Raw genomic sequence first — 14,219 nt, forward strand, 5'->3', positions numbered from 1 at the left:
CCCTCAATAGTCGCCAGCCGCCAGAGCCGACCCTGCTTACCGAACCGGTAGCCGATGCGGTCAAAATGGCGCCGGCCGCCAATATCCGGACAGTGGCGACAGCCACGGAAAAAGACACGCCACCCGCGCCGAAAGCGCCGCCGGCCGAAACCCGGAAAGCGTCCCATTCCTCACGCACCCCATCCCAGCCGGCCGAACCGATCGTGCGCGAAACCATTCGCGAAGTGCCGGTACCGGTTCCCACCATGGTGCTGGCGCGCCAGTTGCGTTCCGGTCAGCGCGTCTATGCGCGCAACAGCGATCTGATTGTTATTGGCGTTGTCAGCCGTGGCGCCGAAGTGATCGCCGACGGCAACATTCACGTATACGGCCCGCTGCGCGGCAAGGCCATCGCCGGAGCACGCGGCAACGCGTCGGCGCGAATTTTCACTTCGCATCTGGACGCAGAGCTGCTGGCCATAGCCGGCATCTATCGCGTCATTGACGCCGATATCGAGCCACAACTCAATAAAAAGCCAGTCATTGTCGAACTGGACAACGATACACTCAAATTCATTCCGGGCGACAACAGCGGCCAGGGATAGCACTGGCTCCCGTAACGTTTTTTAAAAGAAATTCATACCGATATGCGTTAAGATATCGGCACTTACAGCCATACGGATATATAGGAATAACCTTACATGACTCGCATCATTGTGGTAACTTCAGGTAAAGGCGGCGTGGGCAAAACCACCACCAGCGCCAGTTTTTCATCCGGCCTAGCCATGCGTGGCCACAAGACAGCCGTCATCGATTTCGACGTGGGCCTGCGCAACCTTGACCTTATCATGGGATGCGAACGCCGCGTCGTGTACGATTTCGTCAACGTCATTCAGGGCGAAGCCTCGCTGAACCAGGCGCTGATCAAGGACAAACAGCTGGAAAACCTGTTCATCCTGCCTGCGTCACAGACCCGCGACAAGGACGCACTTACGCGCGAAGGCGTGGAAAAAGTGCTGAATGATCTCAAGGCGATGGATTTTGAATATATCGTATGTGATTCGCCCGCCGGCATTGAAACCGGTGCGCTCATGGCTGCCTATTTTGCTGACGATGCGTTGGTCGTGACCAATCCCGAAGTCTCCTCGGTACGCGACTCCGATCGCATTCTGGGTATCCTGTCCTCCAAGTCGCGTCGCTCTGAACTGGGTGAAGACGCCGTCAAGGAATACCTGGTGCTCACCCGCTACAGTCCAAAACGCGTTGAAGACGGTGAAATGCTGTCCCTGAAGGATATCGAAGATATCCTGCGCATCAAGCTGATCGGCGTCGTGCCAGAATCCGAATCAGTCCTGCAGGCATCCAACTCCGGTGTTCCTGCCATTCATCTGAAAGAATCTGATGTGTCCGAAGCGTATCAGGACATCGTTGCACGTTACCTGGGCGAAGAAAAACCGTTGCGCTTTACCGACTACAACAAACCGGGCTTCTTCAAACGACTTTTCGGAGGCAAGTAATATGTCCTTCCTGAAATTTCTTCTTGGTGAAAAAAAATCATCGGCCAGCGTTGCCAAAGAACGCCTTCAGCTCATCATTACGCATGAGCGCAAGGAAGGCGCGACCAGCGCACCAGATTTTCTTCCACAGCTGCAAAAAGATCTGATCGAAGTCATTTCCAAGTATATTAAAATCAATCCGGAAGACCTGAAAGTCAATGTAGACAAGCATGGCAATCTGGAAGTACTCGAAGTCAAAATCGAAATGCCTCAGGATCCCAAAGACGCGATCGCAAAGGTCGGCTGATACACGTCTACGTACTGCCATCACAGTTGTGTTGGCACCTACCCCATAGCTGCTGTCACCTGGTGCTGCGCGAGCAAAGCCCAGGCAGCAAGCCACATTGAACAGCACCACAAAACCCGCAGCAGTTGACGGTATTGCGGTGCTGTTTTATATCATGCCGGCAACGTACCCGATCGCTATCATAGCAAGTCGCACGCTTGGCAAAAACGTCGCCCAGTGCAACGACTCATGGAGTCATAGGCGCACAAAATCGTGAAGCCAGGGAGTCTTTTCAAAAAAATGAACCCGCACGCAAACCAATGCCTATTCCCAAAGCGATAACGCAAATCAAAATGAGAAGGACCGAGTGCTGCCTGATGCAGAACTCGGTCCTTTGATTTCATTTGAGCCGATCAGGCCTATCCTGACACATTCAAATCAATGACCCTTGCCAGTTGCCTGATCGGATCAGGCAACTTAGGTCCAGATGAAAACTGACGGCACGATCGCTAGCGATTAGCGGCGACCACCAACCTGATTGCCGATCACACCACCGACAGCGGCGCCACCGACCGTACCTAAGGTGCCCCCATTGGTCAGCAAAGAGCCGGCAATACCACCGATGGCTGCACCGCCGACAGTATTTCTGTCGCGCTGAGTCATACCGCCACATCCTGCCAGTGCAATGGCAAGGCTACCGGCTATGATGCTTTTGGCTACGATATTCGTTTTCATATTATGTACTCCTGAGTGGGAATGAAGATGTCTCGCGTATTGGCCAAGCGAGTGCTCGTCTCAAACGCCTTACTGACACTATACAATGGAAAACTTTAAGCAACCAACTGCGCGGTGGTGCTTTGTTACACAGATGTTTTATTTCAATCGAAATGATATCAACTGAAATAAACCCTCACGTTTGCGTTGATAAAATGCAACGCTGCAGTCGCGTTTGTTGCGCAACAATGTGCGACCGCAGCAAGGCGACTGTTTACTTCAGCGCCTTATAGCGAATACGGCGCGGTTTTGCGCCCTCTTCGCCCAGGCGTTTTTTCTTGTCGGCTTCATATTCCTGATAATTTCCGTCAAAAAACACGACATTGGAATCGCCCTCAAAAGCCAGAATATGCGTGGCAATACGATCCAGGAACCAACGATCGTGGCTGATGACCATAACGGCGCCTGCAAACTCCAGCAGGGCATCTTCCAGGGCACGCAAGGTTTCCACGTCCAGATCATTGGACGGCTCATCCAGCAGCAAAACGTTACCGCCCTTGATCAGCGTATTGGCCATGTGCAGCCTGCCGCGCTCACCACCGGACAGCTGTCCCACCAGCTTGGTCTGGTCAGATCCCTTGAAGTTGAACCGGCCCAGATAGGCGCGAGCGGGAATTTCAAACCGCCCTACATTGAGCACATCCGATCCCTGTGATACAAAATCGAACACACTCTGGTTATTGGCCAGTGTTTCGCGCGATTGATCCACAAATGAAACATTCACGGTCTGGCCGATTTTCACTTCACCGGAATCAGGTTGTTCCTGTCCGGCGATCATGCGAAACAGCGTGGATTTACCAGCGCCGTTGGGGCCGATAATACCGACAATTGCGCCAGGCGGAACCTTGAAACTCAAATCGTCTATCAGCAGGCGATCGCCAAAGGCCTTGCTGACATTGGCAAACTCAATCACTTCGTTGCCAAGACGCTCGGCTACGGGAATAAAGATTTCCTGGGTTTCATTGCGTTTTTGGTATTCGTGCGAAGACAGTTCTTCAAAACGGGCAAGACGCGCCTTGGATTTGGCCTGCCTTCCCTTCGGATTCTGGCGCACCCATTCCAGTTCCTTGCGAATTGTTTTCTGGCGCGCCGTTTCGCTGGCCTCTTCCTGTCCCAGTCGGGCTTCCTTCTGCTCGAGCCAGGAACTGTAATTTCCCTTCCAGGGAATACCGTATCCACGGTCCAGTTCAAGAATCCATTCGGCCGCATTATCCAGAAAATAGCGATCATGCGTCACACCCACCACGGTGCCTGGAAATTTCTGCAGGAACTGCTCCAGCCATTCAACACTTTCAGCATCCAGGTGATTGGTAGGCTCGTCCAGCAAAAGCATGTCCGGCTTGGAAAGCAGCAGGCGGCACAAGGCCACACGCCGCTTTTCACCACCCGAGAGTTTACCGACAACGGCATCCCATGGAGGCAGGCGCAGCGCGTCGGCAGCTATTTCCATCTGCGTGCCGATATCGTCGGCGCCACTGGATGCGGCGGCGGCAATCACCGCTTCGAGCTCAGCCTGTTCGGCTGCGAGCTTGTCAAAATCCGCATCGGGCTCAGCATACTCGGCATACACCTCTTCCAGCCGCTGGCGTGCCGCAAACACTTCACCCAGGCCGGCTTCCACCGATTGTCTCACGGTATGTTCCGGATCCAGCTGCGGCTCCTGCGGCAGATACCCTATTTTCAGACCGGGCATGGGCGTGGCTTCGCCTTCAATATCCTGGTCTATCCCAGCCATGATTTTCAACAGCGTGGATTTACCGGATCCATTCAGACCAAGAACGCCGATTTTGGCGCCCGGAAAAAAAGACAGCGAAATGTCGCGCAGAATCTGCCGCTTCGGGGGCACGATTTTGCCGACACGATTCATCGTATAAACGTACTGGGCCATAGTTAATTTTGCTTGCAAAAAATTCAAATAACCATTGTATGAAATAAACATGATGCGTGCCGCGCGAGGGCGGCTACAATAACAATAAGACCAGAAATCGGACCACTGCCATGAGTTTTGTACCTGAACCCACATTCACCGACCACGAGATCGCGCTACTGAAAAAAACTGCAGATGCGCTTACTGCCTATTTGGCCAAACCAGTTATCGCCGAAATCGATACCACCGAAGACGGGATGGAATGGGTCGCTTTCGGCGTCCCGCTGGATATTGCAGATGAAAACCCCGACGATATTGTCACGCTTGAAATGGGCGGCCCCGGCGCCAGACTAATCAGCGAATCCAGCGACCTGGAAAACCCCGAAGAAGAAGTCTATGCCTGCGAATTTCTATGGGGCATCCAGATTACCGATATCGAAAATGCACGCTTCGTGCGCATTGATTTTGAAGGCGAGGAAGTGGAATGGGGAGACGATATAGAAGAGCTGCTGCCGTTCGGCATGCGGGACCCGGAACCCGGCGAATTACTTGAAATCGAAGAAAACGACGACGATGAAGAGGAAGACCCGCCCGCTACACCCCAGAACACATCGTCGCCCACGCTGCATTAACGCTGCGGGTACACATTGTGAAGATATACGTTGAAGATAAATTGTCGGTAAGCGCTGATGATCGTCATGCGCCAGCATCACGATCAATTTGGCCAAACACAGGCGCCGGCCAATTACGCGTGCCGGCGGCGATCCCGCAGATATAGCGCCCATCCCACCGGATACATCAGCGAGACCAGCAATCTTGGCATATTCCCCTGCAATTCCACAGCAGGCGGCAGGGGCTTGCCGGCTCGCTGCAGATGCATGCGAAAGCGTGTATATCGCGCCGCCGCCAGCAAAAAAGACACGGGCTGGAAGCGGAACCACGGCAGGCAATTGACCACCGTATCGCGAGCCAGCAGCAGAATGCCCAGCGCATGCTTTTCACCCGACACAGCGCCTTCATTACTCAGCGAATCTGCACTCTCGTAATAGGTGCGAAACACCTTGTTGACGAAGCGCGTCAGATAGCCATCCCGCGCGATCGCCCGCCAGACCACGCTTTCTGGGACAAAACCGTCGATATCTTCGGGAAATGGAAAATGCTTGAGCACCTGTGTCTGCAGGCAGCCGAATTTCTCTCCCTTCACATGACATTTGAAATTCATATCAAGTGAAGTCATGTCCATGACGTCCTCCGGAAACCGGTCACCCACGATACTGCCGTCAGGACGCGCACATAGCCCGGTCACCGCGATATAGCCGCTTTTCAAATCATCGGGAATGCTACGCCATACATCCGCCATGGACTGCAGCGAATCGGGCAATAGCGTATCATCGCTATCGAGCGCAACAATCAGACGTCCCCAAGCTTCCTTGACGCCGGTATTGAATGCTGTTTTTTTATGCTGATTGGGTTGCCATACATACCGGATCGGAAATGGCGAATCGACTTGCCACGTTTCTATTCTATTGCGGGTATTGTCGGTCGAACCGTCGTCGATAACCAGCCACTCAAAATCCTTGAACTGCTGCTCGCACAACGACTGGTAGACGCGCTCAAGGGTATGAGCGCGGTTGTAGGTAGGCGTCAACACCGTAAAAAAATAAAGATTTTGCGTCATGGCTTTACGTATTCAATCCGATCATTATTTTATTTTTGTTGGTTTACGATAGCAGAGAAAGTGATGAAAACGATGTGCAACTTGTAGCAAAAAGTAAGCTGTCTTGCGTAGTAACGGATCGTATCGGATCAGCGCAACATACCTGCAAAACTTGACCAGGCGCCGCCGCCCCCGACAAACAGGCGAGAAAAAAGCCACTTGCGCAAGTGGCTTTTTCAAACTCTGACGTTTAGCGAAAAGACGCCATCGGATACCATATAGCAATACGTCGCATTACCATTTCACACAATGAAAAAACGACGCAATACAATACTGCTATTGGCAGCCTCTTCCTGTCAATTAACGCCCATAGGGCATCTACGGAAGACACTTCATACACGGTCGCCGGCAATGAAGCCCTTGCCCGCTGCGCCGATTATGCGCGCTTTACTTTTTCCAGCATTTTGAACACGCCTTTGGGTGAGCGCACAAAAAGACGCTTGAATGCTTTACCCAGGCAACGACGCTCCAGCGTGTTGCGGCGAGTGCGTTTGACTTCTGCCATGAGATTCTCCGAGAATATTTTACGTAATCAGGCATTCTAGCATTAAATCAGGCATTTATCCACGAATCTTGCAGTAACACACGGTGCCGGAGCGAAAATCAGACACTCGGGTTGCGCATCTGCAAAGCAAGTTCGCACGCAACACGCAGCGATGACGGATCCGCCACCCCCTTGCCGGCAATATCGTAAGCCGTCCCATGGTCCACGCTGGTGCGGATAAACGGCAGGCCCACCGTCACGTTCACGCCATTGTCCACGCCCAGATACTTCACCGGGATCAGGCCCTGGTCATGATATTGCGCCACGACAATATCAAATTCACCGCGGCGTGCCCGCATGAAAATCGTATCGCCCGGATAGGGCCCGCTCACATCGAGGCCTTCGGCCCGAGCCACCGCTATCGCCGGCCGGATGACAGCTTCGTCTTCATGGCCAAATCGCCCGCCCTCGCCTGCATGCGGATTGAGTCCTGCCACAGCAATGCGGGGCGAGCCCAGGCCCACCATCCGGCAGGCGCGATCGGCCAGCCGGATGGTATCCAGCTCGCTTTCGAATGTAATAAGCGCAGGCACCTCGCTCAAGGCCACATGAATGGTCACCAGGATCACCCTTAGTTGCTCGTTGAGCAGCATCATCGCAACCCGCGGTACGCCCGCTGCATGCGCCAGGATTTCAGTATGCCCGGGAAAATCAACGCCGCCCGCTTTCAGCGACAGCTTGTTGATGGGCGCCGTGACAATTGCCGAAATCTCGCCGGCCATGGCACCTGTAATCGCGCTCATGAGAAATTGATAGGATGCCAGGCCGGCCTGCGGATTCACCTGCCCCAGCGGCAGGTCCTCCGGCAAAGGATCGGTACAGCTAATTACCGGTATTTCAGATGAAATTGCCCTGTTTTGGCATGTTGCCCGCCACTGCGCCACCGAGCCATGCGAGGTCACCGGCAGGGCCAGCCCCAATTGAGCGACCGCCCGCGATATGGCACCAGCATCTCCGTACACAACAGTGCTGGCAGGCAGTCCCTGGCTGAACAGCCTGGCCACCAGTTCGGGGCCAATACCCGCGGCATCGCCCATGGTCAGCCCCAGGGGCTCGGTTGAATGCAATAGCGGTTCAGTTTTCATATGGTAACGTTCATCCAGCAGTGGTCAATGGCCATGTGGGCCAGCGTGCGAAAGTGTAATCCCATTGCAGGGACAATACAAACCGGGCAGACAGGCCCTGTGACAGGATCTCAGCGATAGATTTTTCAACGACAGATTCTCAACGACAGATTCTTCAGCGCCAGAGGGCCAACGCCCGATGCTCTGCCTGCCTGCGGCGCCGCCGATCGCCCGGCATCATCGACGCTGGTTATTGTCTCTAGCGTTATACCCCTTTATACCGCCAACGCTTTATATTTGCCAAGCCGGCCTCATCTTCCAGCCTTGACCTGCTCACAGCACCGAACCTGCCTGCCGAATTTTGGTGCTGCGCCGTGTCAAAAATCAATTATTATGCGACAATATTATAACTGTTTATTTATACAGTAAGAATCACCTTCATCCTCATTGCACCCCACTCAGAAAAGGGGGTCTTTCGGAGCACCTCATGAGTTCGCAGATCCGGATATTCGGCGCCAGACAAAACAATCTCAAAAATCTCGATGTTGCTTTCAATACCGGCGAATTCGTGGTGATTACCGGGGTATCAGGCTCAGGCAAAAGCTCGCTCGCCTTTGATACGCTTTATGCAGAAGGTCAGCGCAAGTACGTAGAAACTTTTTCCCCCTATGCGCGACAATTTCTGGACCGCATGGACAAGCCCCAGGCCGACCGCATTGAAGGCATTCTGCCCGCCATTGCCATCGATCAGACCAATCCGGTGCGCAATTCGCGCAGCTCGGTCGGCACCATGACCGAACTGAACGACCACATCAAATTGCTGTTTGCCCGTGCAGCCAGGCTGTACTGCCGCCAATGTTCGACCGAAGTGCGCAAGGACAATCCGGACACTATTTATGAATTTCTCTCAACGACCACGCCAGCGTTGAGCGATCCGCGCCTGATCCTCACCTTTCCTGTGGTCGTTCCCGGCAACTACAGCGAGGAAGAAGTCCGCCAGTATCTTGAACAACAAGGCTATACCCGAGTTCATGCCGAAGAGGAACGCAGTGCAACTGTAACGCCCAAAGGACGCGGCAAGTCGCAAAAAGTGGAAATAAGCCGTGTCCTGCATGTGGTCCAGGACCGCTTCCGTTTTTCCACCACAGAAAAGTCGCGGGTCATCGAAGGGCTGGAAGCCTGCCTGCGCTACGGGACCGGTATGTGCACGGTGTACGCTGTCGACAATGACAGCAATCCGCTGCAATCATGGAAGTTCAGCGAACAGTTGCACTGCGCCAACTGCGATATTACCTATTCGTCGCCACTGCCCAGCACTTTTTCCTTCAACTCCCCCCTGGGCGCCTGCGAAACCTGCCGCGGCTTCGGCCGCGCCATGGGTATCGACTTCGGCCTGGTTATTCCTGACGAAACCAAAACACTGCAGGATGGCGCCATTAAACCCTGGCAGACGCCCAGCTACAATGAGTGTCAGACCGAAATGATGCAATACGCCAAAAAGGCAGGCATCCGCACCGACACGCCATGGAAACAGCTCAATGATGCAGAACAGCACTGGGTGCTGTATGGCGATCCCGAGTGGAAAGGCGGCCCATCGGCCTGGAAGCATCAGTGGTATGGCGTACAGCGCTTTTTTGACTGGCTCGAAACCAAGTCCTATAAGATGCATGTGCGCGTGCTGCTGTCCAAATACCGTAGCTACACCCCCTGCCCGGCCTGCCATGGCTCGCGTCTCAAACCCGACGCAACGCTGTGGCGACTGGGCGATGCGCCGGTCGGTAACGACATCATGGGAACCTACACCCGTTTCATGCCGGTGCATGCGAAGTGGTCCGTCCCTGCGCTTACCGCGCTGGATGGCCTTGGCATTCATGATCTGATGCGCCTGCCTATCACACAGGTGCGCGATTTTTTTGCCACGCTGGCGCTTTCCGTATTCATGGACAGCGCCATGGATCTGGTGCTCCAGGAAATCCGCAGCCGGCTGGACTTCCTGTGCAACGTGGGCCTGGGTTACCTCAGCCTGGACCGGCAAAGCCGCACCCTGTCTGGCGGCGAGGTCCAGCGCATCAACCTGACCACCGCACTGGGCACCTCCCTGGTCAACACGCTATTTGTCCTGGATGAACCATCCATTGGCCTGCATCCGCGCGACATGCACCGGATTGTCCAGGTGTTGCATCGTCTGCGCGATGCCGGCAATACGCTGGTGGTGGTCGAGCATGATCCGCAGGTCATGGTTGCGGCCGACCGTATTCTGGACATCGGCCCCGGGCCGGGCGAACGTGGAGGTCAGATTGTCTTTGACGGCACGCCGCAGCGCCTGCGCGAAGGCAGCTCGCTCACCGGCCGCTACTTAAGCGGCCAGTTGCGTGTCGAAGCGCCACGCCCGATGCCGGTGCAACCCAATACCCCCAAGCTGATCATCGAAGGCGTCAGCGCCAATAACCTGCAGGGCATCGACGCCGCCTTTCCGCTGGGTCGCCTGGTCTGCCTGACCGGCGTCTCGGGTTCAGGCAAATCCACCCTGGTTCAGGATGTGCTCTACCCTGCGCTGCTCAAACATTTCGGTCGCCCGACTGAAGCACCCGGCCCCTTCACCCGTCTGCTTGGCGCCGAACAAATCGCCGGCGTCGTCATGGTCGATCAAAGTCCGATCGGCAAAACCGCCAGATCGAATCCGGCCAGTTATGTCGGCGCCTTCGATGCGATCCGCAAGCTGTTCTCGCAAGCGCCGGCGGCCCGTGAGCGCGGCTATACGCCCGGCACCTTCAGCTTCAACAGCGGCGATGGGCGCTGCCCCACTTGCGGCGGCACCGGCTTCGAGCATGTGGAAATGCAATTCCTGTCCGACGTGTACATTCGCTGTCCCGATTGCGACGGAAAGCGTTTCCGCCCAGAGATTCTGGAAATCCGTGTCGAACATCTGGGCAACAGTGCCTCCATCGATGAAGTGCTGAACATGACCGTCAGCGAAGCGCTGACATTTTTCAAAGGCCTGCGCGACGTACAGACCAGCCTTTCACCGCTCATTGACGTGGGGCTGGAGTACCTCAAGCTCGGCCAGCCCGTGCCTACCCTGTCGGGCGGCGAAGCGCAGCGCCTGAAACTTGCCGGGCATCTGGCCGAAGCAGCGCGCAGCGGCATTTCCTCGGCAAAGGTCGCCAAAAAAGGCAGCCTGTTCCTGTTTGACGAACCCACCACCGGCCTGCATTTCGATGATGTCGCCAGGCTCATGGGCGCGTTTCGCAAGCTGCTGGGCGCCGGCCATTCCCTGCTGGTCATTGAACACAATCTGGACGTGATCCGTGCCGCCGACTGGTTGATCGATCTCGGCCCTGAAGGCGGCGTGGGCGGTGGCCGGATTATCGCCGAAGGCACGCCCGACACCGTCATGGACATTGCCCAGTCGCACACTGGTGTGGCTTTGCGCGAATACGAATCCAATATTATCGCCAGCGCGCCGCTTTCACTGCAGGAGCCGCAGGTGGCTTATGCAGGCAGTACGGGGCTGACTGTTGCACGGCGCGAAACGCCTTCGCAGATCGACATCCTGAACGCCAAGGAGCACAATCTAAAAGGCGTCAACGTTCATATTCCGCATAACACCTTTACGGTCATCACCGGCGTGTCGGGGTCAGGAAAATCAACGCTGGCCTTCGACATCCTCTTCAATGAAGGACAACGCCGCTATCTGGAATCACTCAACGCATATGCGCGCGCCGTGGTTCAACCGGCCGGCAAGCCGGATGTCGACGCCATTTACGGCATCCCGCCCACCGTGGCAATCGAACAGCGTACCAGTCGTGGTGGGCGAAAATCCACGGTCGGCACCATGACCGAAGCCCACCATTTTCTGCGGCTGCTTTACGTCAAACTGGGAACACAATATTGCCCTGACTGCCAGGTGCCAGTGGAACCGCAATCGCAGGAACAAATTTTTGCCCGCATCATGAGCTCGTGCAAGGGCCGGCACATCGGCATTCTGGCCCCGCTGGTTACGGCTCGCAAGGGTTACTACACCGATCTGGCCAAATGGGCAGAAGGCAAAGGCCATACCCATCTGCGTGTCGACGGCGACTTCATCCCGGTCAAGCCCTGGCCGCGACTGGACCGCTACAAGGAACACACGATCGAATTGCCGGTGGCCGATCTGGTCATTGCCCCGGCAGCAGAGTCCAGCCTGAAGCAGGCCCTGCACAGTGCACTGGAAACCGGCCACGGCACCATGAGCATCATTCTGGACCTGGATCCGACAAACCCGTTGCACGCCAGTGAACTGGAGCAGCAGCACTTTTCCACCAAACGCGCCTGCCCAAGCTGCGGAATAAGTTTCCCCGAACCCGATCCTCGTCTGTTTTCCTATAACTCCAAGCATGGCTGGTGCAACTCCTGCTTCGGGACTGGCGTCAAACTGAGCGGGTTCAATGAAGAACAAAGCGGTGAAGAAGATGCCTGGAAAAATCTGTCCGGCGACGAAGAACACGAACTTCAGGCCTGCCCGGCCTGCCACGGGCAGCGCCTGAATCGCAACGCCCTGGCCGTGCGCTGGAAAGACCGCAGTATTGCCGATCTGGCGGCGCTGCCAGTGAGCGAAGCGCATACCTTTTTTGCCGGCTTGATTCTGAAAGGTCGCGATGCCGAGATTGCCCGCGATATCCTGAATGAAATAAAAAGTCGTCTGTCCTTCATGGAGGAGGTCGGGCTGGGCTACCTGGGCCTGGATCGGTCGGCACCGACGCTGTCCGGCGGTGAAGCGCAGCGCATCCGCCTGGCCGCCCAGCTGGGCTCGAACCTTCAGGGCGTATGCTACATTCTGGACGAGCCGACAATCGGCCTGCATCCACGCGATAACCGAATTCTGCTCAATGCGCTGTCACGGCTGGAAGGCAATGGCAATACGCTGGTGGTGGTGGAGCACGACGATGACACCATTCGCCGCGCCGAACATATTATCGATATGGGACCCGGCGCCGGCGTGCGTGGCGGCACCGTGGTGGCCCAGGGTACCTACGAAGATATCATCAATAACCCGGACTCACTCACGGGCCGCTACCTGGCGCACCCCATGGTGCATCCATTAAGACCCGGCCAGCCCACCGATGCCAATACCGATTATATTGAGATCCATCGCGCCCATTTGCATAATCTGCAACACGTGAATGTCCGCATCCCCAAGGGCCGCCTCAGTGTGATTACCGGTGTATCCGGCTCCGGTAAATCCTCGCTGGCGCGCGACGTTATGCTGGATAATCTCAAGGGCGTGATCGGTACCAAAACACCGACGCCATGGCGTGGCTGCGACGATATCACCGGCTGGGAAAGCCTGGACCGCGTACTTGAGGTGGACCAGACGCCTATCGGTAAAACGCCACGTTCGTGCCCGGCAACCTATATAGGCTTCTGGGACGATGTACGACGTCAGTTTGCGGAAACCCGCGATGCAAAGATTCGCGGCTGGAGCTCCTCCCGCTTCTCGTTCAATACTGGCGACGGGCGCTGCCCGATTTGCGAGGGCCAGGGTATGCGCACCATTGAAATGAGCTTTTTGCCCGACATCAAAGTCCCGTGCGAGGCGTGCAATGGCAACCGCTTCAGTCCGGATACGCTGGCCATCCGCTTGCGCGAAAAGAATGTGGGCCAAGTGCTGAAGATGGAAGTTGATGACGCCATCCCCTATTTCGCTGCTCATCCACGGGTCAAGCGCGCACTGCAACTGCTGCAAGATGTCGGTTTGGGCTACCTCACACTGGGTCAGCCTTCGCCCACCCTGTCCGGCGGCGAAGCCCAACGGATCAAACTGGTATCGGAACTGGTGAAGGCGCGGCTCGACGAAGGCGTCATCAAAACCGGCAGGGCCTCAAGCCGGCCACACACATTGTACGTGCTGGATGAGCCCACCGTCGGGCTATCCATGGCCGATGTCGAGAAGTTGATTGTTGTACTGCACCGGCTGGTTGAAGCAGGCAATACGGTCGTAGTCATTGAGCACAACCTGGACATCATGGCCGAGGCCGACTGGATTGTCGACATGGGACCCGAAGGCGGCAACGGCGGTGGACAGGTTGTCGCCGTCGGATCGGTGCAGGACATTATTGCGAAAAAATCCGTGTCCCATACAGGCCTCGTCCTTGACGAGTTTCTGACTCGCACGTCTGAAGTAACGCCGGCCCTGGCGTCGTGATTGTGGTGTAAATCGGGCATCCCACCTGCACCGCGGCCTGCCTCGCTCAGGAACTGCGGTGCCGCCGCGCCCGTCAATCGCAGCCGGCAGCAAAGCCGCTACGCTGCAATGAGTCGCGCACGGTACCGAAAGCCGGGCGGCGCAATCGGACATCATGGCCGCCCTCAGTCGCCAGTGGCCAGCATCAGCGCATGCGTGCGCACATCGTCTGGCCAACCGGCAACGTGCGTTTTCAGCGCAGCCATATCATCAGCAAACAGCGCCCGGGTAGCCTCTTCGTAGCCGGGCAGATCACCGCCCAGCGCCAG

Annotated in this window: 11 protein-coding genes; 5 read left to right on the forward strand and 6 right to left on the reverse strand. The window is 56.1% G+C overall.

Translation table 11 applies throughout. From position 1 onward, the window contains the following. From minC to minE, 3 genes are all read left to right on the forward strand, one after another. On the forward strand, positions 1 to 584 hold a 584-nt coding region (minC, locus tag ACTIKR_RS17410), incomplete at its 5' end, for a septum site-determining protein MinC (protein ID WP_442328516.1). Between the two features lie 96 nt (positions 585 to 680). Continuing rightward, complete coding sequence (minD, locus tag ACTIKR_RS17415; RefSeq protein ID WP_193087804.1) at positions 681 to 1,496, forward strand: septum site-determining protein MinD; 816 nt, start codon at positions 681 to 683, stop codon at positions 1,494 to 1,496. Between the two features lies 1 nt (position 1,497). Next, on the forward strand, positions 1,498 to 1,782 hold the full coding sequence (gene minE, locus ACTIKR_RS17420) for a cell division topological specificity factor MinE (protein ID WP_193087803.1): 285 nt from the start codon (positions 1,498 to 1,500) through the stop codon (positions 1,780 to 1,782). Between the two features lie 495 nt (positions 1,783 to 2,277). Here minE and ACTIKR_RS17425 read toward each other — a convergent pair whose 3' ends face one another. Both ACTIKR_RS17425 and ettA read right to left on the reverse strand, forming a co-directional pair. After that, on the reverse strand, positions 2,278 to 2,496 hold the full coding sequence (locus tag ACTIKR_RS17425; RefSeq protein WP_128395392.1) for a glycine zipper 2TM domain-containing protein: 219 nt from the start codon (positions 2,494 to 2,496) through the stop codon (positions 2,278 to 2,280). Positions 2,497 to 2,749: 253 nt separating this feature from the next. Further along, on the reverse strand, positions 2,750 to 4,423 hold the full coding sequence (gene ettA / locus ACTIKR_RS17430) for an energy-dependent translational throttle protein EttA (protein ID WP_193087802.1): 1,674 nt from the start codon (positions 4,421 to 4,423) through the stop codon (positions 2,750 to 2,752). Between the two features lie 110 nt (positions 4,424 to 4,533). Here ettA and ACTIKR_RS17435 point away from each other — a divergent pair, with 110 nt between their 5' ends. After that, positions 4,534 to 5,034 (forward strand): hypothetical protein, encoded by a 501-nt coding sequence (locus ACTIKR_RS17435; protein ID WP_442328517.1) that lies wholly within the window; start codon positions 4,534 to 4,536, stop codon positions 5,032 to 5,034. A gap of 113 nt (positions 5,035 to 5,147) precedes the next feature. Here ACTIKR_RS17435 and ACTIKR_RS17440 read toward each other — a convergent pair whose 3' ends face one another. From ACTIKR_RS17440 to pdxA, 3 genes are all read right to left on the reverse strand, one after another. Next, the gene (locus ACTIKR_RS17440) at positions 5,148 to 6,080 is read right to left on the reverse strand and encodes a glycosyltransferase family 2 protein (protein WP_193087800.1); all 933 of its coding nucleotides are present in this window, start codon (positions 6,078 to 6,080) and stop codon (positions 5,148 to 5,150) included. Between the two features lie 415 nt (positions 6,081 to 6,495). Further along, positions 6,496 to 6,624 (reverse strand): hypothetical protein, encoded by a 129-nt coding sequence (locus tag ACTIKR_RS17445; protein WP_024006693.1) that lies wholly within the window; start codon positions 6,622 to 6,624, stop codon positions 6,496 to 6,498. Positions 6,625 to 6,722: 98 nt separating this feature from the next. Continuing rightward, positions 6,723 to 7,748: a 4-hydroxythreonine-4-phosphate dehydrogenase PdxA gene (gene pdxA, locus ACTIKR_RS17450; protein WP_193087799.1), complete on the reverse strand. Its 1,026-nt coding sequence runs from the start codon at positions 7,746 to 7,748 to the stop codon at positions 6,723 to 6,725. Between the two features lie 466 nt (positions 7,749 to 8,214). On the opposite strand from pdxA, the gene uvrA reads away from it, so the two are divergent. Beyond that, positions 8,215 to 13,911, forward strand: a complete 5,697-nt coding sequence (gene uvrA / locus ACTIKR_RS17455; protein WP_442328518.1) for an excinuclease ABC subunit UvrA — start codon at positions 8,215 to 8,217, stop codon at positions 13,909 to 13,911. A gap of 164 nt (positions 13,912 to 14,075) precedes the next feature. Here uvrA and ACTIKR_RS17460 read toward each other — a convergent pair. Beyond that, the coding region (locus ACTIKR_RS17460) for a DUF2239 family protein (protein ID WP_442328519.1) at positions 14,076 to 14,219 on the reverse strand (144 nt) is incomplete at its 5' end.

This window comes from Advenella sp. (genome assembly GCF_052108595.1).
GTDB lineage: Bacteria > Pseudomonadota > Gammaproteobacteria > Burkholderiales > Burkholderiaceae_B > Advenella.

Bases quoted from the DNA above. Each gene is read 5' to 3' on its own strand.
- minE (WP_193087803.1), top strand. From the start codon at position 1,498: ATGTCCTTCCTGAAATTTCTTCTTGGTGAAAAAAAATCATCGGCCAGC.
- ettA (WP_193087802.1), bottom strand. From the start codon at position 4,423: ATGGCCCAGTACGTTTATACGATGAATCGTGTCGGCAAAATCGTGCCC.
- ACTIKR_RS17445 (WP_024006693.1), bottom strand. From the start codon at position 6,624: ATGGCAGAAGTCAAACGCACTCGCCGCAACACGCTGGAGCGTCGTTGC.
- ACTIKR_RS17435 (WP_442328517.1), top strand. From the start codon at position 4,534: ATGAGTTTTGTACCTGAACCCACATTCACCGACCACGAGATCGCGCTA.
- ACTIKR_RS17425 (WP_128395392.1), bottom strand. From the start codon at position 2,496: ATGAAAACGAATATCGTAGCCAAAAGCATCATAGCCGGTAGCCTTGCC.
- uvrA (WP_442328518.1), top strand. From the start codon at position 8,215: ATGAGTTCGCAGATCCGGATATTCGGCGCCAGACAAAACAATCTCAAA.
- ACTIKR_RS17440 (WP_193087800.1), bottom strand. From the start codon at position 6,080: ATGACGCAAAATCTTTATTTTTTTACGGTGTTGACGCCTACCTACAAC.
- minD (WP_193087804.1), top strand. From the start codon at position 681: ATGACTCGCATCATTGTGGTAACTTCAGGTAAAGGCGGCGTGGGCAAA.
- pdxA (WP_193087799.1), bottom strand. From the start codon at position 7,748: ATGAAAACTGAACCGCTATTGCATTCAACCGAGCCCCTGGGGCTGACC.